The organism is Acinetobacter sp. S54 (genome assembly GCF_016624945.1).
Lineage (GTDB): Bacteria > Pseudomonadota > Gammaproteobacteria > Pseudomonadales > Moraxellaceae > Acinetobacter.
This window is the reverse complement of record NZ_JACVUI010000016.1, coordinates 1-15,207: the sequence shown is the minus strand read 5'-3', so window position 1 is coordinate 15,207 and position 15,207 is coordinate 1. Positions and strand designations below refer to the sequence as shown.

General features: G+C 39.4%; 11 protein-coding genes. 5 read left to right on the top strand and 6 right to left on the bottom strand.

What is annotated here, in order from left to right:
• Nucleotides 1–52 precede the first annotated feature (52 nt).
• The 4 genes from IAE20_RS15180 to IAE20_RS15165 all read right to left on the bottom strand — a co-directional run bounded on the left by IAE20_RS15180 (nucleotide 53) and on the right by IAE20_RS15165 (nucleotide 5,371).
• Nucleotides 53–715 (bottom strand): pseudouridine synthase, encoded by a 663-nt coding sequence (locus tag IAE20_RS15180; RefSeq protein WP_200482735.1) that lies wholly within the window; start codon nucleotides 713–715, stop codon nucleotides 53–55.
• Nucleotides 716–841: 126 nt separating this feature from the next.
• Nucleotides 842–1,795: a patatin-like phospholipase family protein gene (locus IAE20_RS15175; RefSeq protein ID WP_200461606.1), complete on the bottom strand. Its 954-nt coding sequence runs from the start codon at nucleotides 1,793–1,795 to the stop codon at nucleotides 842–844.
• A 240-nt stretch (nucleotides 1,796–2,035) separates the two neighbouring features.
• Nucleotides 2,036–3,511, bottom strand: coding sequence for an alanine/glycine:cation symporter family protein (locus tag IAE20_RS15170; protein WP_200482736.1), 1,476 nt, complete (start codon nucleotides 3,509–3,511; stop codon nucleotides 2,036–2,038).
• Nucleotides 3,512–3,997: 486 nt separating this feature from the next.
• Nucleotides 3,998–5,371, bottom strand: coding sequence for a DcaP family trimeric outer membrane transporter (locus tag IAE20_RS15165; RefSeq protein ID WP_200461608.1), 1,374 nt, complete (start codon nucleotides 5,369–5,371; stop codon nucleotides 3,998–4,000).
• Between the two features lie 551 nt (nucleotides 5,372–5,922).
• On the opposite strand from IAE20_RS15165, the gene IAE20_RS15160 reads away from it, so the two are divergent.
• Nucleotides 5,923–6,630, top strand: coding sequence for a nitroreductase (locus IAE20_RS15160; protein ID WP_200482737.1), 708 nt, complete (start codon nucleotides 5,923–5,925; stop codon nucleotides 6,628–6,630).
• Nucleotides 6,631–6,689: 59 nt separating this feature from the next.
• Here the strand turns inward: IAE20_RS15160 and IAE20_RS15155 are convergent, their stop codons facing one another.
• A complete protein-coding gene (locus tag IAE20_RS15155) occupies nucleotides 6,690–7,901 on the bottom strand; it encodes a multidrug effflux MFS transporter (RefSeq protein ID WP_200482738.1) in 1,212 nt (403 codons plus the stop codon).
• Nucleotides 7,902–8,050: 149 nt separating this feature from the next.
• Here IAE20_RS15155 and yccS point away from each other — a divergent pair, with 149 nt between their 5' ends.
• From yccS to IAE20_RS15135, 4 genes are all read left to right on the top strand, one after another.
• Nucleotides 8,051–10,225, top strand: a complete 2,175-nt coding sequence (gene yccS / locus IAE20_RS15150) for a YccS family putative transporter (RefSeq protein ID WP_200482739.1) — start codon at nucleotides 8,051–8,053, stop codon at nucleotides 10,223–10,225.
• Nucleotides 10,226–10,310: 85 nt separating this feature from the next.
• Nucleotides 10,311–10,871, top strand: a complete 561-nt coding sequence (locus IAE20_RS15145; RefSeq protein ID WP_200461612.1) for a hypothetical protein — start codon at nucleotides 10,311–10,313, stop codon at nucleotides 10,869–10,871.
• A gap of 161 nt (nucleotides 10,872–11,032) precedes the next feature.
• A complete protein-coding gene (locus tag IAE20_RS15140; protein ID WP_200482740.1) occupies nucleotides 11,033–13,696 on the top strand; it encodes a PepSY domain-containing protein in 2,664 nt (887 codons plus the stop codon).
• Nucleotides 13,697–13,839: 143 nt separating this feature from the next.
• Nucleotides 13,840–14,625 (top strand): YdcF family protein, encoded by a 786-nt coding sequence (locus tag IAE20_RS15135; RefSeq protein WP_200482741.1) that lies wholly within the window; start codon nucleotides 13,840–13,842, stop codon nucleotides 14,623–14,625.
• Here the strand turns inward: IAE20_RS15135 and IAE20_RS15130 are convergent, their stop codons facing one another.
• Nucleotides 14,626–15,087 carry a DUF2750 domain-containing protein gene (locus IAE20_RS15130; protein WP_200461615.1) on the bottom strand — a complete coding sequence of 154 codons (462 nt, stop codon included), beginning with the start codon at nucleotides 15,085–15,087 and terminating at the stop codon, nucleotides 14,626–14,628.
• Nucleotides 15,088–15,207 lie beyond the last annotated feature (120 nt).

Genomic DNA, 15,207 nt, shown 5'->3' with positions numbered 1-15,207 from the left:
ATTTACACGGATTTTGTTGGTCAAATTTAAATCCCATTTGAACTGGGAAAACCTAAAAAGGGGCCTTTATTTCAAGCTGAACCTCAACTTCAGAAAATGGCTGTGTGAAGGTAAGTGAAGTAGCATGTAAAGCCATACGTTGCAAAGCACATGCAAATGGAGTGGGATGATAAAGTTTATCACCCAAAATGGGATGCCCAAGATGTTGCATATGCACCCGCAGTTGATGGGAACGACCTGTCACTGGCTCTAATAAAATCCGACTGCATTGGTTTTCGTGGTCATAGTCCAGCAGTTGATACAATGTTTTCGCGTGCTTCCCTTGTTCATAATCTACTTTTTGTTTGGGACGATTGGGCCAATCCGTTATAAGTGGAACATCTACACAACCTTTATCCACAATCTGCCCCTGCACTAAAGCAACATAATATTTTTTAATTGTTCTCGCCTGAAAAATTTTCCCCATTGCAATTTCGGCTTGACGGTGTTTAGCAAACATCAGTAAGCCTGATGTTGCCATATCTAAACGATGAGTCACTCTGGCATGAGGATATTGTTTTAAAACACGCAAATAAGCGCTGTCCTGATGTTGGGGTAAACGCCCCATAACCGATAATAAACCCGCAGGTTTATCCACCACAATGAAATCAGCATCCTCATAAACCGTCTCTAAAGGGTCAAGTGGCGGTTGATAAATAAAATGATGAGAAGACATACTAATCACAAAACAATGGAAAATTTGCGCAAGATAACAATGCTGCGAAAACCTGTCAATGTTGTGTATTCACAGGAAAAACCCGTAAAAAAACTGCCCTTAGGCAGCTTTAGAATCTAACAAGATTTATTGCAATTGGGACTTTTGCTGACGCATTGCAAAGGCAGTTTCTATATCTCCTATTTTTTTCATTGCGGCTGTTTCCCCTGAAGAAATCGTATTTTCACGCTCTTTGACATCAAAAATATGCGCTTTCTCATGGAGTTCAGGCTGGATCACAATGTCAGCATGTTTTAGCTCTTCGGTAGCTAGACGGTTCTGCATAATATTAATATTTTGGTTAAATAAACCCCAAATATTGGTGGTTGGGGTATAGGCGGGTTGCGCCAAAATATCCACGGCAATCACGATATCAGCACCTAACTGGCGTGCTACATCCACTGGGACAGGACTAACCAGACCACCATCCACATATTCTTTGTGATCGATTTCCGTTGGAACAAACATACTTGGAATCGAAATAGATGCTCTTACCGCTTGTCCTGTATTGCCATAATTGAAAACTGTTTTTTTGCCATTTTTCAACTCAGTTGCGACCACATACATAGGAATTTTAAGCTTTTCCAGAGGTGTATCACCCACTTGTTGATTAACAAAATCTTCTACTTTTTGTCCATCAAAAAAACCTTTACGATCAAAGGTAATTTCACGTACATCACCCACTTTCATATTTAAGGCGATTTGTTTTAATTGCTGTGCATTTTTACCACTAGCATAAATTGCGCCCACTATGCTGCCCGCGCTAGTGCCTACAATAAAATCGGGATGAATCCCATGTTGCTCAAGCACTTCAATCACCCCAATATGTGCATAGCCACGTGCTCCACCGCTACCCAAAACCAAAGCAACTTTTGGGTGCTGCTGATTTTGCTGTGTTGGCATAGGCGGCATGAAAAGCGCAGATTCCTGCGCATTTTTTAAAGGCTGTAAGGCATTTATTGTTTCAGATGATGCTGGCATTTGCTGACAACCTGCCAGCAAAACACCTATACCCAAAATCCATGCATTGAGATACTTCATTTCACGATAAGACCACTTTTTTACTGGATCGATTTTATTCTGATCTGTTTTGAAATGCTGTATCAAATTATTTAAAACGTCATATTTATATGTTAAATATTGAAAATTTTGAATTTTTTATTATGTTCTTTTCTCGTGATATACATCAAATCCAGCACATAAAGCCTTTTTTTCTATGCATAAAATAAAAAAACCAGTCAGGTATCAATCTAACTGGTTTTTACTAGATCAGTCTGAAAATTACCAAATATCAGAATCGACTTTTTTCTTCATCTCAGGATGCTGATCTATTTTAAACTCTGGTTGTTTAATACCATTTTTCAATTGAAGCGTATAATCGTTTAATAGAGATTTTACAAACGGCGTCAATAATAAAATTGCGGTCAAGTTAATGGTCGCCATTATGCCCATAAATAAATCGGCCATTGACCAGACTAACGGTACACTACTAATTGCCCCAAAATACACCATGATTAAAACGAACACACGAAAGATAAACATCACTTTGGGACTATTATTAATAAACTGCATATTTCCTTCAGCATACGCATAGTTGCCCAATACCGCCGAATAACAGAATAAAAATAATAAAATAGCAAGAAAGTCACCTCCCCAGCTACCCAGTTCATTTTCGAGTGCACGTTGTGTCATCTCAACACCAATCGCACCACCATCATGATATACACCTGAAATAAGAATAATCATGGCTGTAGACGTACACACAATAAAGGTATCTACGAACACACCCAGCATCTGTACCAGACCTTGATCTACGGGATGCTTTACATCAGATGCTGCAGCGGCATTGGGTGCTGAACCCATACCCGCTTCATTAGAAAATAAACCACGCTTGATGCCCTGCATCATTGCCATGGAGATCATCCCCCCAAAGAAACCGCCTGCTGCTGCTTTAAATGCAAAAGCCTCCGTGAAAATAAGCTTAAAAACTTCAGGAACAACATCATAATTAATTAAAGCAATATATAAAGCCGCGGCCAAATAGAGTCCAGCCTTAATCGGCACAAACATCTCTGCAAATTTGGCAATCCGTTTAATCCCACCGAAAATAGCAATCGCAACCAATACAACCAAAGCCAGACCAACCCATGATATTTCCAGATCTAGGCCACCCAGTCCCAAAGTCAAATTTGCTTTATCCCATCCCCATGAATGTGAAGTAGCATTGGCAATCGCATTGATTTGTACAGAATTAAAAACAAAACCATATGTAAAGATTAATGAAATGGCAAACACCATACCAAACAGCTTATTCTTTAAACCTTGGGTAATATAATAAGCAGGCCCACCACGAAACTGCTTGGTTTCACTGTCTCGTACCTTAAAAAGTTGCGCAAGGGTAGATTCGGTAAATGCGGAACTCATTCCTAAAAGTGCAGTAACCCACATCCAAAAAACAGCACCAGGGCCACCTATCGCAATTGCAATTGCGACACCTGCAATATTTCCAACGCCAACACGACTGGCCAACCCAGTTACAAATGCCTGAAATGGAGTAATGCCGTGTTCATCTTCCCCCTCTTTTCGGCTGCCTTTCATTACCTTGATACTTTGCCAAAACATACGAATCTGCACAGCCTTGGTCGCGATGGTATAAAATGTACCCGCAGCAAGTAAAAAAATAACGAGAAAATCCCACAGAGGGTCATTAAAAAAACTGATCCATGACATCAGGGTTGTGGTTAATTGTTCATTCATATTTAAAGCACTTATTGTTGTCATATTGCTATGACAGCTATCCTAAATAATACTTAGCAAATAAAAAAGCCTCTAATCATAGAGACTTTGTTGTTAATGATTTGCAAATTAAACTGATCTTAAAACAGTTTTAACTATGACATAAAAAACTTAAGAATAACTTGAATGACAGTCGCGCTCATCAAATTCACAAAAAAAACTGCATAATTCCTACGCAAAAGTTAGCAATTCAATTCCTGTATCGCTACGATCAATAGTCCTTATGTTCAAAAAACTCCAAAATAAACAGTGCCAACGTATTAAGAGTATGCTCTGAGAGCATGAAATAAATCGAATCTCGCTTAGCCTGAATTCAATTTAAGGCCTAATTTAGAAATTACAAAATCACCCCTAAAAAATGATTTTTTGAAATTTTTAGACCATAAAAAACCACAGATGCATCTGTGGTTTTTTAAAACAGAAATAAATTATAAATTTCTCTGTTAATTAGAAGCTATAGCGTGTCAAGAAATTGATACGAGATAGATCACCTTTGTCACCTGCAAATGTTTCACGCTTACCAAATGTATATTCAGCGCCTAGATCCACATTTTTTACAGGAGTATAGATGATATTCGCAATCGCATTATAAAGCGTCTTGTTGTAGCCTTGATTATTCTCAGCATACGTGTTGTCATCTTTAAACCACATACCCGCTAAAGAGAATGCAGAACGTAATTTTGGTGACCAATTACGTTGATAGCCGATTTGAGCAGTATCAAATTCATTGTTTTCGATATCATAGCCAATAGTTGTACCATTTCCGCTGGTATAATACGCAGCATTATTTTGGTTACTGTACAGGATATAACGCGAATCCCCTTTAACATGATAATAGTTCGCCATAATGGCATCTTGAGGAGTAACCTGATATTTACCGCCTACGCCTAAGCCCCAACCCCATTTTTCTTCATCATTAGAATCATTAGTGGATACACGATTTTCATGTGCTAGACCATGAACTTGTAGCAAGCCTTTAGAATCACTGGTTTTGATGTCATAACGTGCAGTCAAAGCAGGGAAACGACCACCACCTGCAGTTTTACCATTTTCTACATCACCACCTTCCAGTGCTACTAACACTTTTTGGTTTGCATCAATTGGCTGAGTAAAGCGAACTTGAACGTTACGCTGAGTACCGCCCCCCATTGGCCCAGTAAAGTCAATCAGATCAGGCGTGGTATCAGTGTTAACAAATGGAGAAGTGGTTTGACCTGCTAACCATTTTCCTAATGATACATAAGCATGACGAATACGAAGTTTTCCATCCGCATTTGAGGTACCATCCCCCCAGAAGTCTGCTTCAATTTTTCCTGTCAATTCACCTAAATCGGTTTGGCGTGCAATATCGAGTCCGATACGTGTAGCCGCCGCAGAAACATTCAAAGAATCTTCAGTTGGATTGTCTTTATTTAATGGAACAAGACCTGTTTTATTGTTAATGCCACCTGTCGTACCTTTAAAGTCGTAGGCTGCATCAACACGCACATTTCCGTACAACTTCACTTGAGTTTGACCATCTGGCAAAGTTAACCAGCCTGGTTTTGCATTGGCTGGAGCTGGTGTAGCTGGCGCTTGTGCAAGAACTGGGGCTGGAGGTGGAGTAACATAAGCGGGTCGAGCTTTTTGTTCTGCCACGATTTGTTTTTGAGTTGCTGCCTGTTGTTGGATCAATGCGCGAAGTTCTGCGACTTCTGAACGTAATTGTTGGATCTCTTGCTGCTCACTTGTCCCCGCATAAGCTGTAGATGCCATAATTGAAGCAGTTGCAATTGCAAGACCGTGCTTAATAAACTGTTTTCTGATGAGGGGTAAACTCATGTATGAACTTCCTTCATTGTTATTGGTTGGTTAATCATGAACCGTTTTTTCATCCTGTGGAGCTTGAGATCTCAATCATCTCTTTCTCCCACCACGAGTATGGAGATTTCGTCACAATTAAAAAAGGGGCACATTATGCAAAAAAATGATGTTTTTTGTTTATTTTCTACTATTAAATTGTGTTTGTGATGAAAAAAACAGCTTAATTTAAGGATTTAGTCTTTTAAATTCATAAGTTTACATTTTTTCATAAAAACTTAATCTACACAGACGTACAAATATGATATTAGACTAATTGATTAATTTTTTTTGGAAATACTCTGAAGAAAATTTAATCATTCTCTCAACATAATCCGATGAAATGAACAGATAAGCTTATATTTTGTACTTTAAAGAGGTTCAACTCATTGCAATATGGCTGTCAAAACTCGACCTCAATGTAAGTCATATTTTCCATCAAATAATCAATTGAATAGAAAATAAGTTAAAAATTGGCCTCATATCCTTTATAGTTTGCATATGTTTTATAGCTTAATGAGAAAGGAACTCCTATGAATCCCGAGCAAGTTCAACTCGTGGACAATGCAATTCGTTCAAGACATTCAGTTCGCGCTTTTTTACCTACATCGGTTGATCCACAAACCATTAAAGACATTTTAGAGGTTTCAAGCCGTGCCCCTTCTGGTACCAATACTCAGCCATGGAAAGTTTATGTCGTCACTGGAAAAAAACGTGATGAAATGATCAATCGGGTATGTGAAGCTCAATTAGCAATCTATGCTAATCCAGAAAAAGCGGGTGAATATCAGGAAACCTTTCCCTATTACCCAGAAAAATGGATTTCGCCTTTTATTGACCGTCGTCGTGAAAATGGCTGGGGGCTCTATGGATTATTGAATATCCAGAAAGGTGAAAAGGAAAAAATGGCTGCACAACAATTGCGTAACTACAAATTGTTTGATGCGCCTGTTGGTTTATATTTTACTGTCAACAAGGCAATGGGCATCGGTTCAAAAATGGACATTTCCATGATGATTCAAAATGTCATGGTTGCAGCCAAAGCCCGTGGACTGGATACGTGTCCACAAGCAGCTTGGAATCATTTCCATCCCATTGTGTTGGATGTAGTCGGAGCCTCTGAAGATGAGGAATTGGTATGTACGATTGCGCTTGGTTATGCCGATCCTGACGATATTGTGAATACCTTTATTACACCACGTGAACCCGTTGAAAGTTTTGCTGTATTTCTCAGTGAATAAATCATAGCAGATAAAAAATAGACCCATTATTGGGTCTGTTTTTTTTATTGGCAGAAGAATCAAGCTTGCTGTTGATTGCTCTGTGCAGCAATTTTGGCAATTGCCCGTAGACCTGCTCCAGTAAAGAGAACCATCATAATTCCCATATTTAACAATGAAGTCCAGATCAAGAAATTAAGTAGTAAACCACCAAGCAAACCCACAGCAAACTGCATACTTCCCATAATAGCACTGGCTGTCCCTGCGCGTGCGCCTTGCTGCGACATTGCCAACGCCATCGCATTTGGGCCAGTAAACCCCAAACCTGAAACCGCAAAAAATAAACCGAGCATTACCATGACTAATGGCGCGTGTTCTAGTAGACCACTCAAAAGTACAACCGCTGCACCAGAAAATTGAATTAAGCCCCCTAACTTTAGACGCCGAATAGTATTCAGTCTCGTCACCAGACGCTTATTGATCGATGAAAGGATAATAATCCCCAACGCATTAAAACCAAAGGCATAGGCAAATTGCTGCTGATTTAAACCATACATATCCATAAAAACAGGAGACGCTGAACTAATATAGCTAAACAATGCTCCTCCTGTTAAACAACCTGCAAACATAGGGAAACGAAAACTTTTGTCTTTTAAAATGGCTGCATATAAAGTTAATATTTGATTGAAAGTTAATTTTAGACGACGTGTAGGTTGTAATGTTTCCTTAAAAAAGAAATGCACACAAAATAGACAAAGACATCCCATTACAGAAAGAAAAACGAATACTGCATGCCAGCTAAAGAAATAAAGAATCCAAGCACCAAGTGCTGGTGCTGCGATAGGGGCAATCCCCATGACGATCATCATGCTGGAAAATGCCTGAGCTGAGCCTTGAACATCAAGTCGATCACGTATGGCTGCACGGGCTATGACCACACCGACACAACCACCTAATGCTTGCACAACACGTAAAGCAATCAGGCTCCACTCACTGGTCGCAAAGATACACAATAGACTAGCGATCGCATATAAACTGAGTCCCACATAAAGCGGCTTTTTCCGCCCAATTCGGTCACTAATCGGCCCATAAATCAGTTGCCCCATAGCGAGACCAAAGAAATATGCTGGAAGTGTATTTGCCATCATTTGGGTACTGACCCCAAAATCATTCGCCATTTGCGGCAAAGCAGGCAAATACATATCAATCGATAATGGCCCTAGTGCAGTCAGTAAAGCCAGTAGCATGATCCAAGCAGATGAATACTGCTGTCGTGATCCATTTTCAGACATATCTACATTTCAATTTTAAATAGTGGTTGTAAAGACAAGCCAACACTGTCCATAGTATGATTCAGGCTATAGAACAAGTATTTTCCAAACGTAATTCTTGGGCTGACCTAAATTTGAGCCCATTTCACATTGGTTATAAAGGATTCGCTTTGAAACCCTTATTCGCGCATGTCAGAAGAGCCACCTATAATACGACATTAATGTATAACCTGCGCATGTTAATTGCATTTGCCGGTACTGCATTTGTTCCCTATTTCCTTGATTTCCAGCTGGCAACTATTCCTTTAACCTTGGGTGTTGTCGCCGCTGGCTTAAGTGATATTGATGATCGCTTTTCTGTGCGAATTCTCAATCTAGTCTATACCTATATTGGATTTTTTATTACTGCGGCATCCGTTCAATTATTATTTCCCTATCCATTTCTGTTTGCGATTGGCTTGATTGCCTCATGTATCGGGTGGATTTTATTAGGTTCTTTAGGAAGGCGTTATGCAACCATCTCTTATGGTTGTTTGGTGGTTTCAGTTTATTCTATGCTGGGTGTGCATCTATTTGATGAATGGTATATGCAACCGCTGTTACTGGTGATTGGGGCAGCATGGTATGGTGTAATTTCAACCATTAGCTTTTTACTTTTTCCTGTACGTCCTTTACAAGACAAACTCAGTGCCTGTTATGAAGCTCTGGGTAACTTTTTATTTGCAAAGTCTAATTTGTTTGATGTTGATATGACACCTGAAAGCTATCAACAAAGCATGATTGATCTTTCATTGGAAAATGGCAAATTAATTGGCATTTTCAACGATACTAAAACAGCCCTACTTACCCGCCTAAAGGGTGACCGTGGACAAAAAGATACTCGTCGTAGTCTGCATTATTATTTTGTGGTTCAGGATATTCATGAACGCGCAGATTCAGCACATATCAACTATCAGGAACTGTCCAAAGTATTTCAGCATAGTGATATTTTATTCCGCTTCCAGCGCATTTTATCAATTCAGGGCAAGGCCTGTCAGGATTTAAGTCAGAGTATTCTTAAACGTCAGCCCTATATTCATAATAAACGTTTTAAACATGCTTTTGAAAACCTAAAGCTTTCCCTAGAAAAACTACAGAAAGAACAATTTTATGATCAGGTCTGGGTCAATGCGTTATATGCCTTATATCAAAATCTAAAATCAATTGACGCACAATTACGTAATCTGGAAACAGAACGAAGCATCAGTCTTGAAAAAAACAAGCAATTTGAACATCAATTGAAAGATGATGACTTAAAAGGCTGGAGTGATATTGTCACACGTATCAAACAAAACTTAACCCCAGAGTCGGTCTTGTTTCGGCATGCCATTCGATTATCAATCGTGCTGCTCATTGCTTATATTTTTGTACAAATTACGGGTATTAAATATGGCTATTGGATTCTTCTGACCGCTTTATTTGTAAGTCAACCTAACTTCAATGCAACTAAACGGCGTCTAAGACTGCGGGTAGTTGGAACGCTGGCAGGTATTATTTGTGGGCTTGCCATTTTATATTTTGTACCGTCACTAGAAGGACAACTACTGTTATTGGTCATTAGCGGTGTGCTTTTCTTTGAGTTACGCAGTAAGCAATATGCACAAGCCACCGCGTTTATTACGATTCTGGCCTTAATTAATTTTAACTTGGACAGTTCAGGTTTTTCTGCGGGTTTACCTCGGCTCATCGATACCTTAATTGGTTGTGCTCTGGCGTGGTTTGGTGTGAGTTTTATTTGGCCAGACTGGAAATTTCGACGCCTGCCCCGCACCATTCAACGCTCATTACAAGCACAATGTAATTATTTAAAAGATGTCGTCCGCCAATATCACGATGGGCGTGATAATGGCTTAAATTATCGTATAGCACGTCGTGCTGCGCATAATACCGATGCAGAAGTCGCATCTTTAATTTCGACCTTGGCCACAGAACCTGATTTTGATCCTTATCAAAAAACGCTGGCTTTTGAGTTTTTATGCCTGAATCACACATTTCTAAGTTATATTGCTGCGCTGGGCGCGCATCGTGAGCAAAGTCAGGATCAGGATATTTTAAACTTACTCGACCAGGCACTGGATGATATTCAAGGGGCTCTTCTACGTGATGAAGTCCCTGATTTAAGCTCACAAAATATGTTGCAGACCATTCGACAACGCTTAAAACAAAATAGTAAGGAAGATCAGACCTCTTTAATTATTTTACAGCAGTTGTCACTAATGCTCAGCATTTTGAATCAGCTGAGTCGACTTAAACAAAGTCTAAGTCACGATCGGGATAATGATGCCACCGAATTGGGATCATTATAATTCCCCGTAAAATGGCAGAATATATTCACGAGATTGGCTAAATTAATGCTAAACTCCAATCAGTTTGAAACTCACTATTTGCACTATGACCGCGAAAACTCTATACGCTTATACTTTACAGCCTGTTAACTACGAAATTTCTGAAGCTGAACAACGCAATGCACAGCTTATGATTTGGCGTAGCACCAACAAAATCAGCACAAAAGCATGGATTATAATGGCTGTAGTCGTTGCATTATCTCTTGCTGGCATAGTCTTATTAAAAAACTATTCCACTATATTTTGTTGGGTTGCCATTGTCTGTGTGGTGTTGTACTTCTTGATTCGTAAATACGGTCTTGAATGGTATGTAAAACGCAAGATGAATGAATTTCCTGTTCAGGAAATTAAAGGTATTCGTTTAGGCGTACAACCTCATGGTCTTGTGATGCGTCAACAAATGGGTGCGCAAGAAGGTGTCGGCACCATTGGTTGGAAGGATATTTATGAATGGTATAATGCTCCTGATTTTATCCTGATGAATTTCAAGGTAAAGGGTCAACAAGGTGCGTATATTTTACCTAAGCGTATGGATTCAAGAAATTTTTCATTTAATACTATTCGTAAGCATTTGACTGAAACTGTTGGCGAACCTAAAAGTATTTAAAGTTCGGTCATCTCAATAAAAAGCCTCCTTCATGGAGGTTTTTTTATAGATGCAATAATAAATGATAATGAAAATTAATATTATCTACAAAATCCATAGTATCTCCGTAATATTCCATTATAATTTTCTCACTTACGTCGCTTAAAATATTGTCTATTACCATGTTTAAAAAAACGTTTTTTCAGGTTCATTGGTTTTTAGGGATTTCAGCTGGGCTCATTCTTTCATTAATGGGAGTGACGGGAGCAATTTACTCCTACGAACAACAAATCCTAAAATGGATCAATCAAGATAGTTATGTGGTACAAGCTCAACAACAGCCGAAACTCACCCCTGTTCAGCTTTATCAGCACTTTAGCCATCAGGATCCCAGTATAAAAATCAACAGTATTACCATTGCCAAAGATCCAGAAGCTTCATCTACGGTAAATATCGCGAAAGAAGGTGAACGTCGTGGCTACAACATGATGGTCAATCCTTATACCGCTCAAGTTCTACCAGAAATCAAGGGGCGAGGTTTTTTCCAGTTTGTGCAGCAACTTCATCGTACACTTACCTTTGGCCCTGTAGGGAAACAAATTACAGGTGCATGTACGCTGATGCTGATTTTCTTCGTGCTAAGTGGACTGTATTTGCGTTGGCCGAAAAAACATTCTCTACGCCAATGGCTGTTTGTAAAACCCAAACTTAAGGGACGTAATTTTATTTGGGATTTACATGCAGTCGTTGGAACATGGGTCGTTGTGTTCTATCTAATTTTGGCCTGTACAGGATTGTATTGGTCATATGACTGGTGGCGTAGTGGCATGTTTAAAGTCATGGGGGTTGAACAACCCAAACCGCAGATGCAGGAAAGCACTAAAGAACGTAAAGGTGGCTCCAACACTCAAAATCAGGAACATGGCGGTCGTCCACAATCTGCAAATAATACAACACAAATTATGCAGCGTAATCATCAGCCGAATACACAAAGATCAAGTGCACGACAAGCAGAGCGAGATCAATCAGCTTTATCCTCTGTTCAAATCCAGCAAGCCCTGAATCAAACATGGACAGACTTTAATCAGAAAATTGGCCGTGATTATTCAACATTAACGCTCAATTTACCAAAAAAAGCAGATGGTTCAATCGAACTTAGTTTTGTTGATCCAGTTGCACAGCATGAACGCGCACGTAATAGCGCAATTTATAATTATCAAACTCACAAATTTGAAAAACTAGAGCTGTACCAAGATAAAAAGCTCAATGAAAAAATCATGAGCAGTATGTTGCCTGTGCATCGAGGTAGCTTCTTTGGCCCTGTTTATCAGTTTTTTGCTATGCTGGCTTCATTGGCAATGCCATTATTTTTTGTGACAGGTTGGATGCTTTACCTGAAACGTCGTAAGCAGAAACGGCTGACTCAAACTGCACGTAATCAGCTCGCTGATCATTATATTGATCCCAATGCAACACCCTGGCTCATTACTTATGCATCCCAGACAGGCGTATCCGAACAATTGGCATGGCGTACAGCCAACAGTCTCCAAGAAGCACATCAGCCTGTTACCGTTAAATCTGTACAACAATTAACTGAGGATGAACTTAAAAATACATCACAGATTTTATTTGTAGTGAGTACCTATGGCACGGGTGAAGCGCCTGATTTGGCCAGTGGTTTTGAGAAAAAGTTTTTAAGCTCGAATATAGATTTAAGTCATATCCATTATGCAGTATTGGCTTTAGGTTCACATGAATATCCAGATACCTACTGTAGTTTTGGGCATCGCGTAGATGAGTGGTTAAAACAATCGGGGGCTGAGCCATTATTTGATTTAATTGAAGTTAATAATGGCAACAATGATGATATTCAGCACTGGAATGATGCTTTAGCCAAAGCAAGTAAACTTGAGCTTCAATCCATGAGTATTGAAAAGACATTTGATACCTGGATACTGGATAAGCGCACATTACTTAACCCTGAAAGTCTCGGAGCACCAGCCTATAACATTGAATTAACGCCTAAACATGAAGTCCATTGGCAAGCTGGAGATATTGCAGAAATTCAACCTGGAAATAGTCCAGCCCTCATTCAACAATTTTTGCAACACTATCATGTACATCCTGAAACACAGGTTGGATCTTTATCGATTTCTATTCAACACGCACTTTGGGATAAAGATCTGACTGTAGAAATTGAACCTTTTGCCAATGTAGAACATTTGCTTGAACAGCTTCCGATCCTACCTACACGCGAGTACTCGATCGCCAGCATTCCAACACAATTATTCTTAAGGCTTACAGTTCGTCAACAATATGATCAACAAGGTCAACTTGGACTTGGTTCAGGTTGGCTAACCGAGCATACTCAAGTCAATGATCCTATTGCCTTACGAATTCGGACTAACGAATCTTTTCATTTAATTGATGATAACCGTCCGATTATCTGTATCGGTAATGGTACGGGTATCGCAGGTTTAATGAGTTTATTGCATGCACGCACCCGTCAAGATTACGCAGAAAATTGGTTAATATTTGGGGAAAGACAGCGCAGCTGTGACTTTTTTTATCAGACAACAATTGAAGCGTGGCAAAATATGGGAATGCTTAAACGACTGGATTTAGCGTTCTCCCGTGATCAAGAACAACGAACTTATGTACAAGATGTGCTGCAACAACAGGCCGAAGAACTTAAAGCATGGATTGATCGCGATGCCGTGATTTATGTCTGCGGTAGTATCGAGGGTATGGCTAGCGGTGTCGATCAGGTACTCAACAATATTTTAGGTGAATCTCGAATGGACGAGTTGCGCTTAAATGGACGTTACCGTCGAGATGTTTACTAGATTAGATCACCCACATTTGCAATTAATTAGAAGGGATATTCCAAGTTATTGGAATATCCCTTTTTTTATTCGACTCTATCTAATGAAATTGCTAAAGTTAGTTTCGATTATGACGCTACCAGCCTTACATAAGAATATTTGATATGTCCGCTATTTTTTTTATACGTCTTAGCTTATTTATTATCGGTTTGATTTTATTTGCAGATGCAGTATTGCTTTTATCCTATCGAAAAATTCATTTAGGGATAATTTTACCTCTACTGATCGGGCTTATTTTCTGTGCTTACGCTTGCTTTTATCTTCAGATCCAGCAATGGCTCAAGCAACATCTTACACTAAAAAAATTCTGGCGTTTCGGATGGGGAATCTTCAGTGTCTGGTTAATCACACTTTTTGCATTCTTTATATTCTTAACAGTGCAAATCCAAAATAGCCAATCCATTCCCCCTGTAAAATCAATTATTGTATTGGGCAGCGGAATTGAAAATGGAAAACCTTCAGCAGCGCTTGCAAAACGATTAGATACCGCAGCACCTCTTGCCAAAACTCAACCAAAGGCGTTACTCATCCTGACAGGTGGTTTAGACTTTGGAGAAACAAAGACGGAAGCTGCCATCATGGCGCAATATTTACAACAACACTATGCACTGCCTTTTGCACAAATGGCGCTGGAGAATCAAAGTACTAGCACAGAGCTTAATTTAAAAAATAGTCAGGCTATTCTCACACATCATCAAATCCAGCTTACTGACCCCATTGCGATTGTCACCAGCGACTTTCATACTATTCGTGCCAAAGCCATCGCTCAAAAACAAGGCTATAGCAATGTTTATTTGATTGCTGCACCTACCCCGCTTCTAATTCGTTATAACGCATGGCTACGTGAATATTTTGCTTACTTAAGTGGTTGGGTACTCAATGAATACTAATCAATTGAGTCGAATAGAACGAGGTAAAGGCAACTTTAAATCAGCAAAGACTTCTGGCTTTTTTACATACAATTGATAAAGGAAGCTTTTTATATCTGCCAAAAAGCTTTCAGGTTTGACCAGTAAATTTTGCCCTTCGGGAGTCAGATTTAAAGAAAGCAAGGTATTTTGTTGACGCAAATAGGGAATGAGTTGCTGCACTAGAGTTAAAAGCGAAATTTCCTGAAGCTGATAGCTTTGCCAACTTCCTTTCTGCAAGAGTTTGGCCAGACGCTTATTATGCCAGATTGCAAATGCCTGCTGTCCGCTTGGCGTCGCACATAATGCCCAGCCTTCATCATACAAACCGACTACATGACTTTGAAAAACCAACGTTTCTATAAATTGCTTATATAAATTTTTAGGATCATTCATCAAATGAGATGACGTAGATACAACAGGACGTCGATAAGGATTTCGCATATGCTAATAATAAGGCAAATAAACGAAAGCTTAGGAAAAGCGAAAAGAAAAAGCAAGATAAAGCAGATATGGTGGGCGCTGACGGGATCGAACCGCCGACATTCTGCTTGTAAGGCAGAC

What these genes read in the sequence shown, in the direction of transcription:
- IAE20_RS15180 (WP_200482735.1), bottom strand. Translation starts at nt 715, where the DNA reads ATGTCTTCTCATCATTTTATTTATCAACCGCCACTTGACCCTTTAGAG.
- IAE20_RS15175 (WP_200461606.1), bottom strand. Translation starts at nt 1,795, where the DNA reads ATGAAGTATCTCAATGCATGGATTTTGGGTATAGGTGTTTTGCTGGCA.
- IAE20_RS15170 (WP_200482736.1), bottom strand. Translation starts at nt 3,511, where the DNA reads ATGAATGAACAATTAACCACAACCCTGATGTCATGGATCAGTTTTTTT.
- IAE20_RS15165 (WP_200461608.1), bottom strand. Translation starts at nt 5,371, where the DNA reads ATGAGTTTACCCCTCATCAGAAAACAGTTTATTAAGCACGGTCTTGCA.
- IAE20_RS15160 (WP_200482737.1), top strand. Translation starts at nt 5,923, where the DNA reads ATGAATCCCGAGCAAGTTCAACTCGTGGACAATGCAATTCGTTCAAGA.
- IAE20_RS15155 (WP_200482738.1), bottom strand. Translation starts at nt 7,901, where the DNA reads ATGTCTGAAAATGGATCACGACAGCAGTATTCATCTGCTTGGATCATG.
- IAE20_RS15145 (WP_200461612.1), top strand. Translation starts at nt 10,311, where the DNA reads ATGACCGCGAAAACTCTATACGCTTATACTTTACAGCCTGTTAACTAC.
- IAE20_RS15140 (WP_200482740.1), top strand. Translation starts at nt 11,033, where the DNA reads ATGTTTAAAAAAACGTTTTTTCAGGTTCATTGGTTTTTAGGGATTTCA.
- IAE20_RS15135 (WP_200482741.1), top strand. Translation starts at nt 13,840, where the DNA reads ATGTCCGCTATTTTTTTTATACGTCTTAGCTTATTTATTATCGGTTTG.
- IAE20_RS15130 (WP_200461615.1), bottom strand. Translation starts at nt 15,087, where the DNA reads ATGCGAAATCCTTATCGACGTCCTGTTGTATCTACGTCATCTCATTTG.